General features: G+C 69.3%; 12 protein-coding genes. 11 read left to right on the top strand and 1 reads right to left on the bottom strand.

What is annotated here, in order from left to right:
- A partial coding sequence (gene chlG, locus GHK24_RS13320) for a chlorophyll synthase ChlG (RefSeq protein WP_153473373.1) occupies positions 1-873 on the bottom strand: 873 nt, incomplete at its 3' end.
- A 251-nt stretch (positions 874-1124) separates the two neighbouring features.
- Between chlG and bchF the strand changes: the two genes are divergently transcribed.
- The 11 genes from bchF (at position 1125) to puhE (ending at position 14503) form a co-directional block, all read left to right on the top strand.
- On the top strand, positions 1125-1622 hold the full coding sequence (gene bchF / locus GHK24_RS13315) for a 2-vinyl bacteriochlorophyllide hydratase (protein ID WP_153473372.1): 498 nt from the start codon (positions 1125-1127) through the stop codon (positions 1620-1622).
- Between the two features lie 29 nt (positions 1623-1651).
- Positions 1652-2956, top strand: coding sequence for a ferredoxin:protochlorophyllide reductase (ATP-dependent) subunit N (locus tag GHK24_RS13310; protein WP_153473371.1), 1305 nt, complete (start codon positions 1652-1654; stop codon positions 2954-2956).
- Positions 2957-2981: 25 nt separating this feature from the next.
- Positions 2982-4700 carry a ferredoxin:protochlorophyllide reductase (ATP-dependent) subunit B gene (bchB, locus tag GHK24_RS13305; RefSeq protein WP_153473370.1) on the top strand — a complete coding sequence of 573 codons (1719 nt, stop codon included), beginning with the start codon at positions 2982-2984 and terminating at the stop codon, positions 4698-4700.
- Entirely contained in the window at positions 4675-8526 is a 3852-nt protein-coding gene (locus tag GHK24_RS13300) for a magnesium chelatase subunit H (protein ID WP_153473369.1), read from the top strand. Before bchB ends, GHK24_RS13300 begins: the two co-directional genes overlap by 26 nt.
- Complete coding sequence (bchL, locus tag GHK24_RS13295; RefSeq protein ID WP_153473368.1) at positions 8523-9449, top strand: ferredoxin:protochlorophyllide reductase (ATP-dependent) iron-sulfur ATP-binding protein; 927 nt, start codon at positions 8523-8525, stop codon at positions 9447-9449. The genes GHK24_RS13300 and bchL overlap by 4 nt, the downstream gene beginning before the upstream one ends.
- Positions 9450-9452: 3 nt before the next feature.
- Entirely contained in the window at positions 9453-10220 is a 768-nt protein-coding gene (gene bchM, locus GHK24_RS13290) for a magnesium protoporphyrin IX methyltransferase (protein ID WP_209022714.1), read from the top strand.
- Positions 10217-11650: an MFS transporter gene (locus tag GHK24_RS13285; RefSeq protein ID WP_153473367.1), complete on the top strand. Its 1434-nt coding sequence runs from the start codon at positions 10217-10219 to the stop codon at positions 11648-11650. Before bchM ends, GHK24_RS13285 begins: the two co-directional genes overlap by 4 nt.
- Positions 11651-11676: 26 nt before the next feature.
- Complete coding sequence (puhA, locus tag GHK24_RS13280; protein ID WP_153473366.1) at positions 11677-12465, top strand: photosynthetic reaction center subunit H; 789 nt, start codon at positions 11677-11679, stop codon at positions 12463-12465.
- Positions 12462-13121: a photosynthetic complex putative assembly protein PuhB gene (gene puhB / locus GHK24_RS13275; RefSeq protein WP_153473365.1), complete on the top strand. Its 660-nt coding sequence runs from the start codon at positions 12462-12464 to the stop codon at positions 13119-13121. The genes puhA and puhB overlap by 4 nt, the downstream gene beginning before the upstream one ends.
- Before the next feature lie 7 nt (positions 13122-13128).
- Positions 13129-13593: a photosynthetic complex assembly protein PuhC gene (gene puhC / locus GHK24_RS13270; protein WP_340666198.1), complete on the top strand. Its 465-nt coding sequence runs from the start codon at positions 13129-13131 to the stop codon at positions 13591-13593.
- A 67-nt stretch (positions 13594-13660) separates the two neighbouring features.
- On the top strand, positions 13661-14503 hold the full coding sequence (puhE, locus tag GHK24_RS13265; RefSeq protein ID WP_153473364.1) for a putative photosynthetic complex assembly protein PuhE: 843 nt from the start codon (positions 13661-13663) through the stop codon (positions 14501-14503).
- Positions 14504-14674: the final 171 nt, after the last annotated feature.

Here is a 14674-nt window from a genome sequence, read left to right as displayed (position 1 = left end):
CCCGAACTGTTGCAGCGCGAAGGCGGAGGTCATCATGCCGGAGACGTAGAGGGTGACGCCGAAGGCGGAGAGGAAGGTGGCGTGTTGGACGGGGCTCTTGAGGAAGCGCGCCATGAGGACGAGCTGCACCGCGAGCAGGGCGGCGACCGCTGCTGCCTGCACGGGGCGATCCCAGTGGGCGAGGAGGGCGATGACGATGATCTGCGGTGCCACCATCGAGGCACACGCCCAGCGCGCCGCATTCTGCACGCCGAGCGTCACCGGCAGTGACTTCAGCCCCATCTTCGTGTCGCCCTCGATCGCCTTGAAGTCATTGAGCGTCATGATGCCGTGCGCGCCGAAGGAGTAGAGCGCCGCTACCGCCAGCGTCTCGACAGGCGGCAAGGCGCCGCCGGCCATCACCACCGCGCCGGTCACCCAGGGAATGCCCTCGTAGGAGATCGCCACCGCCGCCGGCCCCCACCAGCCGCTGCGCTTCAGTCGGAAGGGCGGCGCCGAGTAGGCCCACGCGAAGGCCATGCCGAGCGTCGCCGCCGAGAAGCCCCAGGGGCCGAGTCGCGTCGCGACGATGAGCGAGAGGATCGTCCACAGGATGGCGATATAGAGGCCCCAGCGTCCGGGGATGCGCCCCGACGGGATTGGCCGGTTCGGCTCGTTGATCGCATCCACGTGACGGTCAAACCAGTCGTTGACGGCCTGACTCGTGGCGCAGATCAGCGGGCCGGCGAGCACCACGCCGACGACGACGAGCGGCCAGCGCTCAGCAAGCGCGGCTCCGGAAGACGCCACACCGCACCCGAAGGCCCACATCGGCGGAAACCAGGTGATCGGCTTGAGCAGTTCAAGGACAGCAGAGGGCTCGGGTCGATTCATCCGCGCAAGCTTATAGCGGGCGGACTCGCCAGCGTCAAGGTGGCACCACGCGCGCGCGCGCCGGGGGACGATTCGCCCCCCGCATGCCGGCCGGTTTTCAGGCGCCGAACGGGCCGGGCCGATCTCCCGCAAATGGCCGTCCGGCGGGCGTTTGCGGCCTCTTGGGCAGACCCGCGCGGAGTTGACAGGGCAGGGGAAGCTCTCTAGATTTGTCGGCTGTTTACAGTGGCCAGGCCCAAGGGGATGAGCGCATGCAGCAAGTGACGGCCAGCGCCAATCGGCCCGCCGCCCTCTACACCGATGACGAACGCCGCCGCCGCGATGCGTCCAGGTGGACGCTCGTCCAGGGCATCCTCGCCCCGCTCCAGTTCCTCGTCTTCCTAGTGAGCGTCGCGCTCGTCCTGCGCTATCTCGCCACCGGCGACGGCTTTACCGCCGCGACCGTGTCCATTCTGGTCAAGACCGTCGTCCTCTACACGATCATGATCACCGGCGCGATCTGGGAGAAGGAAGTGTTCGGGCAATATCTGTTCGCGCCCGCCTTTTTCTGGGAAGACGTCGTCAGCATGGGCGTCATCGCCTTGCATACGCTCTACCTGTGGGGCCTCCTGACCGGCCATCTCGCCCCGCGCGAACAGATGTTCGTGGCCCTCGCGGCCTACGCCACCTATGTCGTCAATGCCGCGCAGTTCCTCTGGAAACTGCGCGCCGCGCGCCTCCAGGCCGCCGCCACCGGAACCTCCCGGTGAGCGACCTCCCCGGAGTCATTGGAGTCAATTTGAGTACGTCCGACACCGCTTCTGCCCCCCCTCCCGCGCCCGCCACTCCCTCGCGCTGCGTCGAGATCCATCACGAACGCGGCCAGCATCAGGTGTTCTGCGGGCTCACCGGCATCATCTGGCTGCACCGCAAGATCCAGGACGCCTTCTTCCTCGTCGTCGGCTCGCGCACCTGCGCCCACCTCATGCAGTCCGCCGCCGGCGTCATGATTTTTGCGGAACCGCGCTTTGGCACGGCGATCATCGAGGACCGTGACCTGGCCGGACTCGCCGACGCGCACCGCGAACTCGACCGCGTCGTCACCCGCCTGCTCGAACGCCGCCCCGACATCCGCATGCTCTTCCTCGTCGGCTCCTGCCCGTCCGAAGTGATCAAGCTCGATCTGGCACGCGCCGCCGAACGCCTCTCCGCCACCTTCAGCCCGCGTGTACGCGTCGTCGATTACACCGGCAGCGGTCTCGAAACGAGCTTCACCCAGGGCGAGGACGCCTGCCTCGCCGCCCTCGTGCCATCGCTGCCGGCCACGACCGACACGACGCCTTCGCTGCTCGTCGTCGGCACCCTCGCCGATGTCGTCGAAGATCAATTCCGCCGCCAGTTCGCCGCCCTCGGCATCGCGCGCGTCGATTTCTTCCCGCCGCGCCGCTCGACCGAATTGCCCGCCGTCGGCCCCGCCACCCGCTTCCTCCTCGCCCAGCCCTTCCTGCGCGATACCGCCCAGGCGCTCGAACGCCGTGGCGCCACGCATCTGCCGGCACCGTTCCCGCTCGGCGCCGAAGGCACCCGCGGCTGGTTGCAGGCCGCCGCCGACGCCTTTGCCGTCTCCCCGGCCACCTTCACCGCCGCCACCGCCGCCGCCCAGGACCGTGCCGAGCGCGCCCTCGCGCACTACCGGCCCCAGCTCGCCGGCAAACGCGTCTTCCTCTTTCCGGACTCGCAGCTCGAACCGGTCCTCGCCCGCTTTCTCGCCCGCGAACTCGGCATGACGCTGGTCGAGGTCGGCACCCCCTTCCTGCATCGCGCGCATCTGGCGGCCGATCTCGCGCTCCTCGAGGCGCTGCCGACGACGACCCGCCTCACCGAGGGACAGGACGTCGACGCGCAGCTCGACCGCTGCCGCGCCGCACGCCCCGATCTCGTCGTCTGCGGCTTGGGCCTTGCCAACCCCCTCGAAGCCGAAGGGCTGACCACCAAGTGGTCGATCGAACTCGTCTTTTCGCCCATCCACGGCTTTGACCAAGCCGGCGATCTGGCCGAACTTTTCGCGCGCCCGCTCCTGCGCCGCCAACGACTCGCCCTCTGAGTCCCTGCCTTGCTGACCCGCTGACATGCAACTCACCGTCTGGACTTACGAAGGCCCGCCGCACGTCGGCGCGCTGCGCATCGCCACCGCCATGCAGGGCGTGCACTACGTGCTGCACGCGCCGCAGGGCGATACCTACGCCGATCTCCTGTTTACGATGATCGAGCGCCGCCCGACACGGCCCCCCGTCAGCTACACCACCTTCGCCGCCCGCGATCTTGGCGGCAACACCGCCGAAGCTTTCAAGCGCACCGCCCGCGATGCCGTGGCCCGCTACGCGCCGCAGGCGCTGCTCGTCGGCGCCTCGTGCACCGGCGAACTGATCCAGGACGATCCGGGCGGCCTCGCCCGCGCCCTCGGCCTGTCGATCCCGGTCATCCCCCTCGAGCTCTCCGCCTATCAGCGCAAGGAGAACTGGGGCGCCGCCGAAACCTTCTACCAGCTCGTGCGCACGCTCGTCGAACCGGTCCTGCCGTCGCCGGCAACGCCCCGGCCGCCGCGCGCGCCGGGCGTGGCGCCGTCGTGCAACATCCTCGGCCCGGCCGCCCTCGGCTTCCGGCATCGCGATGACCTCGTCGAAGTGCGCCGCCTGCTCGACGCCCTCGGCATCCGTGTGAACGTCGTCGCCCCCGAAGGCGCCACCCCCGCCGATCTCACCCGTCTGCCCGACGCCGACTTCAACGTCGTCCTCTACCCGGAAATCGCCAGCACCGCCGCCGCCTGGCTCACCCGCCGTGCCGGCCAGCCGGCGACGACGACCATCCCCATCGGCATCGGCGCCACCCGCGAGTTTGTCGAGGAAGTCGCCCGCCTCGCCGGTGTCGATCCGGCACCGGTGCTGGCCCGTCTCGCCGGCCTGCCGCCGCGCCGCAGTGCCGGTGCCGCGCCGCTGGCCCCCGCGCACGCCCGCCTGCCCTGGTACAGCCGCTCGGTCGACTCGACCTACCTGACCGGCAAGCGCGTCTTCATCTTTGGCGACGCCACGCACGCCATCGCCGCGGCGCGCATGGCCAGCGAAGAATTCGGCTTCACCGTCGTCGGCCTCGGCACCTACGCCCGCGAATTCGCGCGCGACGTGCGCGCCGCCGCCGCCCGCTACGGCCTCGAGGCGCTGATCACCGACGACTACCTCGAGGTCGAGGCGAAGATCGCCGAGCTGCACCCCGAACTCGTCCTCGGCACGCAGATGGAACGCCATACCGCCAAGCGCCTCGGCGTCCCCTGCGCCGTCATTTCGGCGCCGATGCACGTGCAGGATTTCCCGGCACGTTACGCGCCGCAGATGGGCATCGAAGGCGCCAACGTCATCTTCGATACCTGGGTCCACCCGCTGATGATGGGCCTCGAGGAACACCTCCTGACGCTCTTCCGCGAGGACTTCGAATTCCACGAGGCGCCCTCGCATCTGGGCGCCGCCGCCCGCGCCCCCGGCGCCGAGGCGGAACGTGCCGCGGAGTCCTTCGCGCCGTCCGCCGCCACCACCGCGTCGGCGCCTCCGGACGCGGCGCCGAGCCTCCCCCCGTCTGCCGCTGCTGCTGTCAGTCTCACCCCTCCGGTCGCGCCCGCGCCGGCTTCGTCCGACACGCTGTCGTGGTCGTCCGAGGCTGAGCTGGAACTGAAGAAGATTCCTTTCTTCGTCCGTGGCAAGGCCCGTCGCAACACCGAACGCTATGCCCGCGAACACGGGCTGGCGTTGATCACCGTTGAGGACCTCTACGATGCTAAAGCGCACTTCAGCCGCTAAGTCGCCGACTCCCGGCGCCCCGACGCCGATCCGTGTCGTCATCGTCACGCTCGATAACCACCTGGCCAGCGCCGCCGTGCGCGCCCAGGCAAACCTCGCCCGCGAACTGCCCGGCCTCTCCCTGACCCTGCACGCCGCCGCCGACTTCGTCGAAGACGAGGCCGCCCGCGCCCGCGCCCACGCCGATATCGCCCAGGCCGACATCCTCGTCGCCACCATGCTCTTCCTCGAAGAGCACATCCAGGCCGTGCTGCCGGCCCTGACCGCCCGCGCGCCGCACTGCGATGCCGTCGTCGGCTGCATGTCCGCCGGCGAGATCGTCCGCCTGACCCGCCTCGACCGCTTCAAGATGGACGGCTCCTCCGGCGGCACGCTGGCGCTCCTCAAACGCCTGCGCGGCAAGCACGACGACAAGGACGAGAAGAAGGACAAGCCCGGCGCCGCCGGCGCGCAGCAAATGAAGATGCTGCGCCGCATCCCGCAATTTTTGCGCTTCATCCCCGGTGCCGCGCAGGACGTGCGCGCCTACTTCCTCACCTTGCAGTACTGGCTCGCCGCCTCCGACGATAACCTCACCAACATGGTCCGCCTCCTCGTCGACCGCTACGCCGACGGCGAGCGGCGCGGCCTGCGCGGTACCCTCAAGGTGGCACCGCCGACCGAGTATCCGGAAGTCGGCCTCTACCATCCGCGCCTCTCCGGCCGTATCGGCGAACGCCTCGACGCCTTGCCCCGGCCGGCCAGCCCGCGCGGCACCGTCGGCCTCTTGGTGATGCGCTCCTACGTCCTCGCCGGCAACGCCAGCCACTACGACGGCGTCATCGACGCTCTCGAAGCCCAGGGCCTCGCCGTCGTCCCGGCCTTCGCCTCCGGTCTCGATGCGCGCCCGGCCGTCGAACAGTTTTTCCTGAAGGACGGCCAGAGCATCGTCGATGCCGTCGTCTCGCTCACCGGTTTCTCGCTCGTCGGCGGCCCCGCCTACAACGACGCCTCCGCCGCCGAGGAGATTCTCGCCCGCCTCGACGTGCCCTACATCGCCGCCACCCCCGTCGAATTCCAGACCCTGCAGCAGTGGAGCGGCTCCGACCGCGGCCTGATGCCGGTCGAGTCGACGATGATGGTCGCCATCCCCGAACTCGACGGTGCCACCGGCTCGATCGTCTTCGGCGGTCGCGCCGCCACCGGCACCGGCCCGTGCCCCGGCTGCTCGCGCGCCTGCACCTTCGAGTGCGGCGACGGCGAACGCGACATGTCGAGCTGCGGCGAACGCGCCGTCATGCTCGCCGCCCGCGTCGCCCGCCAGGTCGCCCTGCGCCGCACGCCGCCGGCCGAACGCAAGATTGCCATCGTCATCTTCAATTTCCCGCCGAACGCCGGCAACCTCGGCGCCGCCGCCTTCCTTTCCGTCTTCGCCTCGCTGCACAACACGCTCACCGCCATGAAGGCCGCCGGCTATCGCGTCGAGGACGTGCCCGACAGCGTCGACGCCCTGCGCGAGTCGATCGTCGTCGGCAACGCCGCCCGCTACGGCGCCGACGCCAACGTGCACCTGCGCATTCCGGCCGACGACCACGTCCGCCGCGAGAAGTACCTCGCCGAGATCGAGGCGCAGTGGGGCCCGGCCCCCGGTCGTCAGCAGAGCGACGGCGCCGGCCTCTTCGTCCTCGGCCGCCAGTTCGGCAACGTCTTCGTCGGCATCCAGCCGTCCTTCGGCTACGAAGGCGACCCGATGCGCCTCCTCTTCGAGAAGGGCTTCGCGCCGACGCACGCCTTCTCCGCCTTCTACCGCTTCCTGCGCGAGGACTTCGGCGCGCACGCGGCGCTGCACTTCGGCACGCACGGCGCGCTCGAATTCATGCCCGGCAAGCAGAACGCGCTGTCCTCCGGCTGCTGGCCCGACCGCATGATCGGCGATCTGCCGAACCTCTACCTCTACGCCGCCAACAATCCGTCCGAAGGCGCCATCGCCAAGCGCCGCTCGGCCGCAACGCTGCTCAGCTACCTGACGCCGCCGATCGCCCAGGCCGGCCTCTATCGCGGCCTCGCGGATCTTAAGTCCTCGCTCGAACGCTACCGCGCACTGAGCCCTGAAGAACTGCCGCAGGCCGAGGACCTCATCACGCTCATTCAGGTGCAGGCCGCCGCCGTCGATCTGGTCCCGGCCGAACCCCTGTGGACGTTGCCCGCCGCCGACAGCGATCCGGCCAGCGCCGCGAACGAACTCGCCACCCTCGTCGCGACGCTCGCCCGCCTCAACGACGCCGTCGTCGAACTCGAGCAGACCCTCATCCCGCACGGCCTGCACGTCGTCGGCGTCGCGCCGTCGATCCCCGAGCGCATCGACTTCCTGATGGCGCTCGCCGAAGCCGCACACGGCGTGCACCTGCCGATCGAGGCCATCACCACCCTCGTCGAGGGCGATACCCCCGAAGGCGCCGCCGCCGCCATGGCCGCCACCACCGGCAAGCCGGTCGATGCCGCCACCCTCGCGGCCCTCCACGAACTCGCCCGCACCAATCGCCTGCTCGCCGAAGACCACGAGATCCCCGCGCTCCTGCGCGCCCTCGACGGCCGCTTCGTCCGCCCGGCGCCCGGCGGCGACCTCGTGCACACGCCGGCGATCCTGCCGACCGGCCGCAACCTGCACGGCTTCGACCCCTTCCGCATCCCCTCGGCCTTCGCCCTGATGGACGGCGCCCGCCAGGCCGCCCGCCTCATCGACCGCCACCTCGCCGACGGCAATCCGATCCCCGAATCGATCGCCCTCGTCCTCTGGGGCACCGACAACCTCAAGAGCGAAGGCGGCCCGATCGCCCAGGCGCTCGCCCTGATGGGCGCCGAGCCGCGCTTTGACAGCTACGGCCGCCTCGCCGGCGCGCAGCTGCGCCCGCTCGACACGCTCGGCCGGCCCCGCATCGACGTCGTCATGACGCTCTCCGGCATCTTCCGCGACCTGCTGCCCCTGCAGACGCGCCTGCTCGCCGAGGCCGCCTTCCTCGCCGCCACCGCCGACGAACCGCCGGACCTCAACTTCGTGCGTAAGCACACGCTCGCCTACCAGGCCGAGCACGGCTGCGATATCGAAACGGCCGCGCTGCGCGTCTTTTCCAACGCCGACGGCGCCTACGGTTCGAACGTGAACCACCTGATCGCCAACGGCCGCTGGGAAGACGAGGACGAGCTCGCGGAAACCTACTCGCGCCGCAAGTGCTTCGCACACGGCCGCACCGGCAAGCCGGTGCAGCAGGCCGCGCTCCTGCAAAGCGCGCTCGCCGACGTCGCGCTCACCTACCAGAACCTCGAATCGGTCGAACTCGGCGTCACCACGCAGGACGTCTACTTCGACACCCTCGGCGGCATCAGCCGCGCCGTGCGCCGCGCCCGCGGCGAGTCAGCGCCGGTCTACATCGGCGACCAGACGCGCGGCGACGGCGTCGTGCGCACCCTCGGCGAACAGGTGGCGCTGGAAACGCGCACCCGCATGCTCAATCCGAAGTGGTATGAGGGCATGTTGAAGCACGGCTACGAAGGCGTCCGCCAGATCGAGGAGCACGTCACCAACACCATGGGCTGGTCGGCCACCACCGGTCAGGTCGCCCCCTGGGTCTATCAACAGATCACGCAAACCTACATGCTCGATCCAGAGATGCGCGAACGCCTCGCGCAACTGAACCCGACCGCCTCGGCCAAGCTCGCGCACCGCCTCCTCGAAGCGCAGGCCCGCCAGTACTGGTCGCCCGACGAGGACGTGCTCGACGCCCTGCGTCGCGCCGGGGAAGAACTCGAAGATCGCATCGAAGGTGTCGACATGGGAATCGCCGCATGAACCAGCGTTTTACCGATACACAGACCGTTCCGCTCAGCGCCCTGCGCCGTCCCGGCCACGAACACGACGACGGCGAGGGCAGCGTCCAGGTCGCCGCCGAACCCCTGCGCCTCGGCTCCGCCAAGGTCTTCGCCGTCTACGGCAAGGGCGGCATCGGCAAGAGCACGACCTCGTCGAACCTCTCGGTCGCCTTCTCCAAACTCGGCCACCGCGTCCTGCAGATCGGCTGCGATCCGAAGCACGACTCGACCTTCACGCTCACCAAGTGCCTGATCCCGACCGTCATCGACGTCCTCGAATCGGTCAACTTCCATCCGGAAGAGCTGCGCCCCGAGGATTACGTGTTTCCGGGCTACAACGGCGTGATGTGCGTCGAAGCCGGCGGCCCGCCGGCCGGCACCGGCTGCGGCGGCTACGTCGTCGGCCAGACGGTCAAGCTCCTGAAGCAGCACCACCTGCTCGAAGAATCCGACGTCGTCATCTTCGACGTCCTTGGTGACGTCGTCTGCGGCGGCTTCGCCGCGCCGCTGCAATTCGCCGAACGCGCGCTCATCGTCACCGCCAACGACTTCGACTCGATCTTCGCCGCCAACCGCATCGTCGCCGCCATCGAAGCCAAATCGCGCGACTACGCCGTGCGGCTCGCCGGCCTCGTCGCCAACCGCAGCGCCGCCACCGACCAGATCGACAAGTTCAACGCCGCCACCGGCATGCAGACGCTGGCGCGCCTGCCTGACCTCGACGTCATCCGCAAGAGCCGCCTCAAGAAGGCCACCCTCTTCGAGATGGACCCCACCCCCGAAGTCCTCGCCGTTCAGGCCGAGTACCTGCAGCTCGCCCAGCGCCTCTGGGACGGCGCCGATCCGCTCTGCGCCGCCCCCCTGAAGGACCGCGACATCTTTGACCTGCTCGGATTCGACTGACCCGTGAACGACACCCGCACTCCCGCTGCCATCCCGCCTGCACCGACCGCCGCGTCGGGCAGCGCGACGAGCGCCTCCTACCGCGAACGCCGCGGCGAACTGGCGACCTATTTCGACCGCACCGCCGCCGACAAGTGGGTGGCGATGACCTCCGACACGCCCTTGAACCGCATCCGCGCCACCGTGCGCGCCGGCCGCGAGCGCATGCGCGCGACGCTGCTCTCCTATCTGCCCGACGACCTCGCCGGCCGTCGCCTCTTCGACGCCGGCTGCGGTACCGGCATGCTGTCGATGGAAGCCGCCCAGCGCGGCGCATCCATCGTCGCCATCGATCTCGCCTCGACGCTGGTCGCCCAGGCGCGCGAACGCGCCGCCGCCGATCCCGTCACCGCCGCCATCGATTTCCGCGTCGGTGACATGTTCGATCCGGCGCTCGGTACCTTCGACCACGTCGTCGCCATGGATTCGCTGATCCACTACGACGCCACCGACGTCGTCCGCGTCATCAAGGGCTTCGCCGCCCGTACCCGGCACTCGATCGTCTTCACCTTCGCCCCCAAGACCCTGCCACTCTCGCTCATGCACATCGTCGGCAAGGCCTTCCCGCGCAGTGACCGCTCACCGGCCATCGTCCCCGTCGGCGAAACGACGCTGCGCCGCCTCCTCGCGCAGGAACTCCCCGACTGGCGTATCGGCAGAAGCCAGCGTATCGTCTGCGGCTTTTACACCTCGCAAGCGCTCGAACTCATCGCGCCTCCCTCCGCTTCATGAGCAAGGTCAATGTCCTCGTCCGCGGCTGGCTGACTCTCGGCGCCCGCTTCCTTCCCTTCGCCGACGCCGCCAGCCCCGAACTGCCCCTGTCGCGCCTGCTGCGCCTGGCCCTCTTCCAGGTCTCGGTCGGCATGGCGACCGTGCTCCTCACCGGCACCCTCAACCGCGTCATGATCGTCGAGCTTGGCGTGCCGACCTGGCTCGTCGCCCTGATGGTCTCGCTGCCGCTCGTCTTCGCGCCTTTCCGCGCCCTCATCGGTCACCGCTCCGATCACCACCGCTCCGCCCTCGGCTGGAAACGCGTCCCCTTCATCTGGATGGGCACCCTCCTGCAGTTCGGCGGCCTGGCGATCATGCCGTTCGCGCTGCTCCTCCTGTCCGGTGACGCGTCGGTCCCCGTCTCGCCGCTGGTCGGCCAGGCCGGCGCCGCGCTCGCCTTCCTCCTCGTCGGCGCCGGCCTGCACACCACGCAAACCGCCGGCCTCGCCCTCGCTACCGATCTGGCCAACGAGGAGACGCGGCCGCGCGTCGTCGCCTTGCTCTACGTCATGCTGCTCCTCGGCATGCTCGTCTCCGCCCTCGTGTTTGGCGTCCTGCTCGCCGACTTCAGCCAGTTGCGCCTGATCCAGGTCATCCAGGGCTCCGCCGTCGTCACCATGGCGCTCAACGTCATCGCCCTCTGGAAGCAGGAGGCCCGCACCCGTGGCCCCATCAGCGCCGAACCAGCGCCGAACTTCCGCGATTCCTGGCGCGAACTCGTCGCCGATGGCACCGCCCGCCGCTTCCTCGTCGTCGTCGGCTTCGGCTCCGCCGCCTTCAGCATGCAGGACATCCTCCTCGAACCCTACGGCGGCCAGATACTCCACCTCGCCGTCGGCGCCACCACGCTGCTCACCGCCGCCGCCGCCGCCGGTTCCCTCGCCGCCTTCTCCCTCGCCGGCTATCGCCTCGCCCGTGGCGCCGATCCGCTGCGCCTCGCCGCCCTTGGCGCCGCCGTCGGTCTGGCCGCTTTCCTGGCCGTGATTTTTGCCGCAGTGGGAGAATCTGCGGTATTATTTTTCGGGGGTGCTGCGCTGATCGGTTTTGGCGGTGGTCTCTTCTCCGTCGGAACCCTCACCTCCGCCATGTCGCTCGATCAGGGCGGTCGTGGCGGCCTCGCTCTCGGCGCGTGGGGCGCAGTTCAGGCTTCTTGCGCAGGAGGTGCCGTCGCCCTCGGTGGCGCGATTCGCGATGTGGTAACCGGACTTGCAGCGCAGGGGGCGCTCGGTCCATCGCTCAATACCCCAGCAACCGGGTTTGAAGCGGTCTACCTCATCGAAGTCGCCTTGCTGTGCATCACGTTGATCGTGATCGGACCGCTCGTGCGTCGTCATGGCGGGCCACCGTCGCAGTCGACATCAAGGTTCGGCCTGGCCGAGTTTCCCGGCTAGGTTTATTTGCCAAGGAGGTTAAAAACATGCCAACCGCCGCGATCACCAGCTACGTCGATGTGGCTCAGCTGACGCTCTACGCATTCTGGATTTTCTTCGCCGGTCTCATCATCTACCTGCGCCGCGAAGACAAGCGCGAGGGCTATCCCCTCGAGCACGACGTCGCCGGCTTCGGCGGCCGCGCCGGCTATAACGGCCTGCCCATCCCGCCCGATCCCAAGACCTTCGTCCTGCGCTCCGGTGCCACCGTCGCCAAACCCGACGGCACCCTCAAGGATCCCCGCCCCATCCTCGCCGAACCGAATAGCCCGTACCCCGGTTCGCCTCTCGTCCCGACCGGCAACCCGCTCGTCGACGCCGTCGGCCCCGCCTCCCACGCCATGCGCGCCGACGTCCCCGATACCACCGTCGACGGCGATCCCAAGATCGTCCCGATGCGCGTCGCGACCGACTTCTGGCTGCCCGAAGGCGAAGCCGATCCGCGCGGCGTCCCCGTCGTCGGTACCGACGGCAAGGTCGCCGGCACCGTCCGCGAAATCTGGGTCGATCGCTCCGAAGTCGTCGCCCGCTACTACGAAATCGAAGTCCCGACCGCCAACGGTACCCGTACCGCGCTGCTGCCGATCAACTTCACCCGCTTCAAGAAGGCCGCCGGTCAGATCAACGTCCTCGCCCTCAAGGCCGAACACTTCGCCGATATCCCCGCGCTGAAGAACCCCGATCAGGTCACCCTCCTCGAGGAAGACCGTATCGTCGGCTACTTCGCCGGCGGCAAACTCTACGCAGAACCCTCGCGCCTCGGCCCCCTGTTTTGAGCGGAAGCCATGAGCACGAACCGATCCGCGGCCTGCCGGAGCTCCTCCCGGAAGGCGAGCGGATCCTCTGGCAAGGGGCGCCAAGCTGGCCGTCCCTTGCCCGTAACGCCCTGCATATCAACAAGGTCGCGGCGTATTTCAGCCTCCTCCTCGCCTGGCGCCTGATCTCCCTCTTCACCGAGACCGCCGCCCCCCCCGCGCAAGCCCTCGCCGCCGCCCTCTGGCCCTTGCCGCTCGCTTTCATCGTCCTCGGCTTCATCGCGCTCTTCGCCTGGCTCATCGAGCGCACCACCGTCTACACCCTCACCAATCGCCGCATCGTCATGCGCATTGGCGTCGCCCTCTCGATGACCATGAACTTCCCGTTCCGCGTCATCGCCTCCGCCGACCTCGTCACCTTCGCCAATGGCACCGGCAACCTGCCGTTCCGCCTCGGCTCCGCCGACCACGTCGCCTACCTGACCCTCTGGCCGCACGCGCGCCCCTGGCGCTTCGCCAAGAGCGAACCCATGCTGCGCTGTATCCCCAACGCCGACCACGTCGCCGCGCTCCTCGCCGAGGCCCTGCGCGAGTACCACTCCGCCCATCCGGCGTCCGCCGCTACGACTTCGCCCTCCAACGCGCCCGTCGTCCCGCCGCTCGCCTCTTCGCTCTGAGTCGCCCGTGCACGACGAACCCGAATTCGGCTCGCAGCCCTTTCCGCGCGCCCCCCTCATCGCCGCCGGCTCCCTCATCGCCGTCACCCTCATCGGCGTCGCCGTCGCCCGCTACACCGGCTTCGACCCCCGCGTCTCCCCCCCAGCCCCCGCCGTCCAGTCCCGCTCCCTCGCCTTCATCGATCGCCCCGACGGCTCCCTCGGCGTCGTCGACGTCGATCAGCACACCGAGGTCGCCGCCCTGCCTCCCGGCAACGAGGGCTTCCTGCGCGCCACCCTGCGCAGCCTCTACCGCGAACGCAAACGCCAAGGCATCCCCGCCGACGCCCCCTATCGCCTCGTCGCCCACGCCGACGGCCACGTCACGCTCGAAGATCCCTCCACCGGACGCCTCTTCGACCTCGGCTCCTTCGGCCCCTCAAATCTTGCCGTCTTCGCCCGCTTGCTCCCGCCGCCTAACTCCGAGCGCTAAGCCGCCGCGCCGACGCCCCCGCGTCGCCCGCCGTTTCGTCTGACGCGCCCCCGACACGCCCCTCTCCATGATTTTTCCGACCGAGGCCAGCCTGCCGGCTTTCTTCCCCATCGCCTTCGCCACCTTCGTCTGGTGGTCCTCCACCGGCCTCATCCTCTTCCTCGACGGCCTCCCCCGCACGACCTTCCCCTGGTCCATGGGCGCCGCCTCCATCCTCCTCGTCATCGCCCTCGGCGGCCTCGCCCAAAGCGCACAATCCACCTCCGTCTGCGCCGCCTACCAAGCCTTCTCCTGCGCCGTCCTCATCTGGGCCTGGCTCGAAATGAGCTTCCTCCTCGGCTTCCTCATCGGCCCCAGACGCTCCCTCAATCACCCCACCTCCCATGGCTGGCAACGCTTCCGCAACGCCACCGAGGCCATCCTCTACCACGAACTCGCCCTCGTCGCCGCCGCCGCCCTCGTCACCTTCCTCACCTGGCACGCCCCCAACCCCATCGGCTCCTGGACCTTCGCCGTCCTCTGGGTCATGCGCCTCTCCGCTAAACTCAACCTCTTCCTCGGCGTCCCCAACCTCTCCGCCGAACTCCTCCCCTCTCACCTCGCCCATCTGCGCCAATACCTCACCCGGCGACCCATGAATGAACTTTTTCCGGTGGCGGTCACCGTCGCCTCCGCCGTCGATGCCTACCTCATCTTCGCCGCCACCGAGGCCCCCGATCAGTCCTTCAGCAGCGTCGGACTGGCCCTCGTCGCCACGCTCCTTTCCCTCGCCATCCTCGAGCACTGGCTGATGATCATCCCCGTCAATGCCTCCAAACTCTGGCAGTGGGCCCTCGACTCCACGCGCCGCACCGCCGCCGCTCCGGAACCTGAGCCGACCGCCACGCCGGATGAGTCGGCGCCACGCTAGGGCAGGGCCGCGAGACACGACAGAAGAGGCACGCGGCGCAGCCAACAAACCGCCCCCTTCGTGGCGCCTGGAGTTGGCGATTTCCGCTGCCAATCCGCACGCCATCCGGGGCGCCCTCCCCGACAGCTACCAGCCAGCAGCCCGCACCGCCCTCCGGGCAAGCACGCCTTC

It is taken from the genome of Rhodocyclus gracilis, assembly GCF_009617575.1.
Lineage (GTDB): Bacteria > Pseudomonadota > Gammaproteobacteria > Burkholderiales > Rhodocyclaceae > Rhodocyclus > Rhodocyclus gracilis.
The sequence above is the reverse complement of the archived record's forward strand: the minus strand, read 5'-3'. Positions and strand labels throughout refer to the sequence as shown.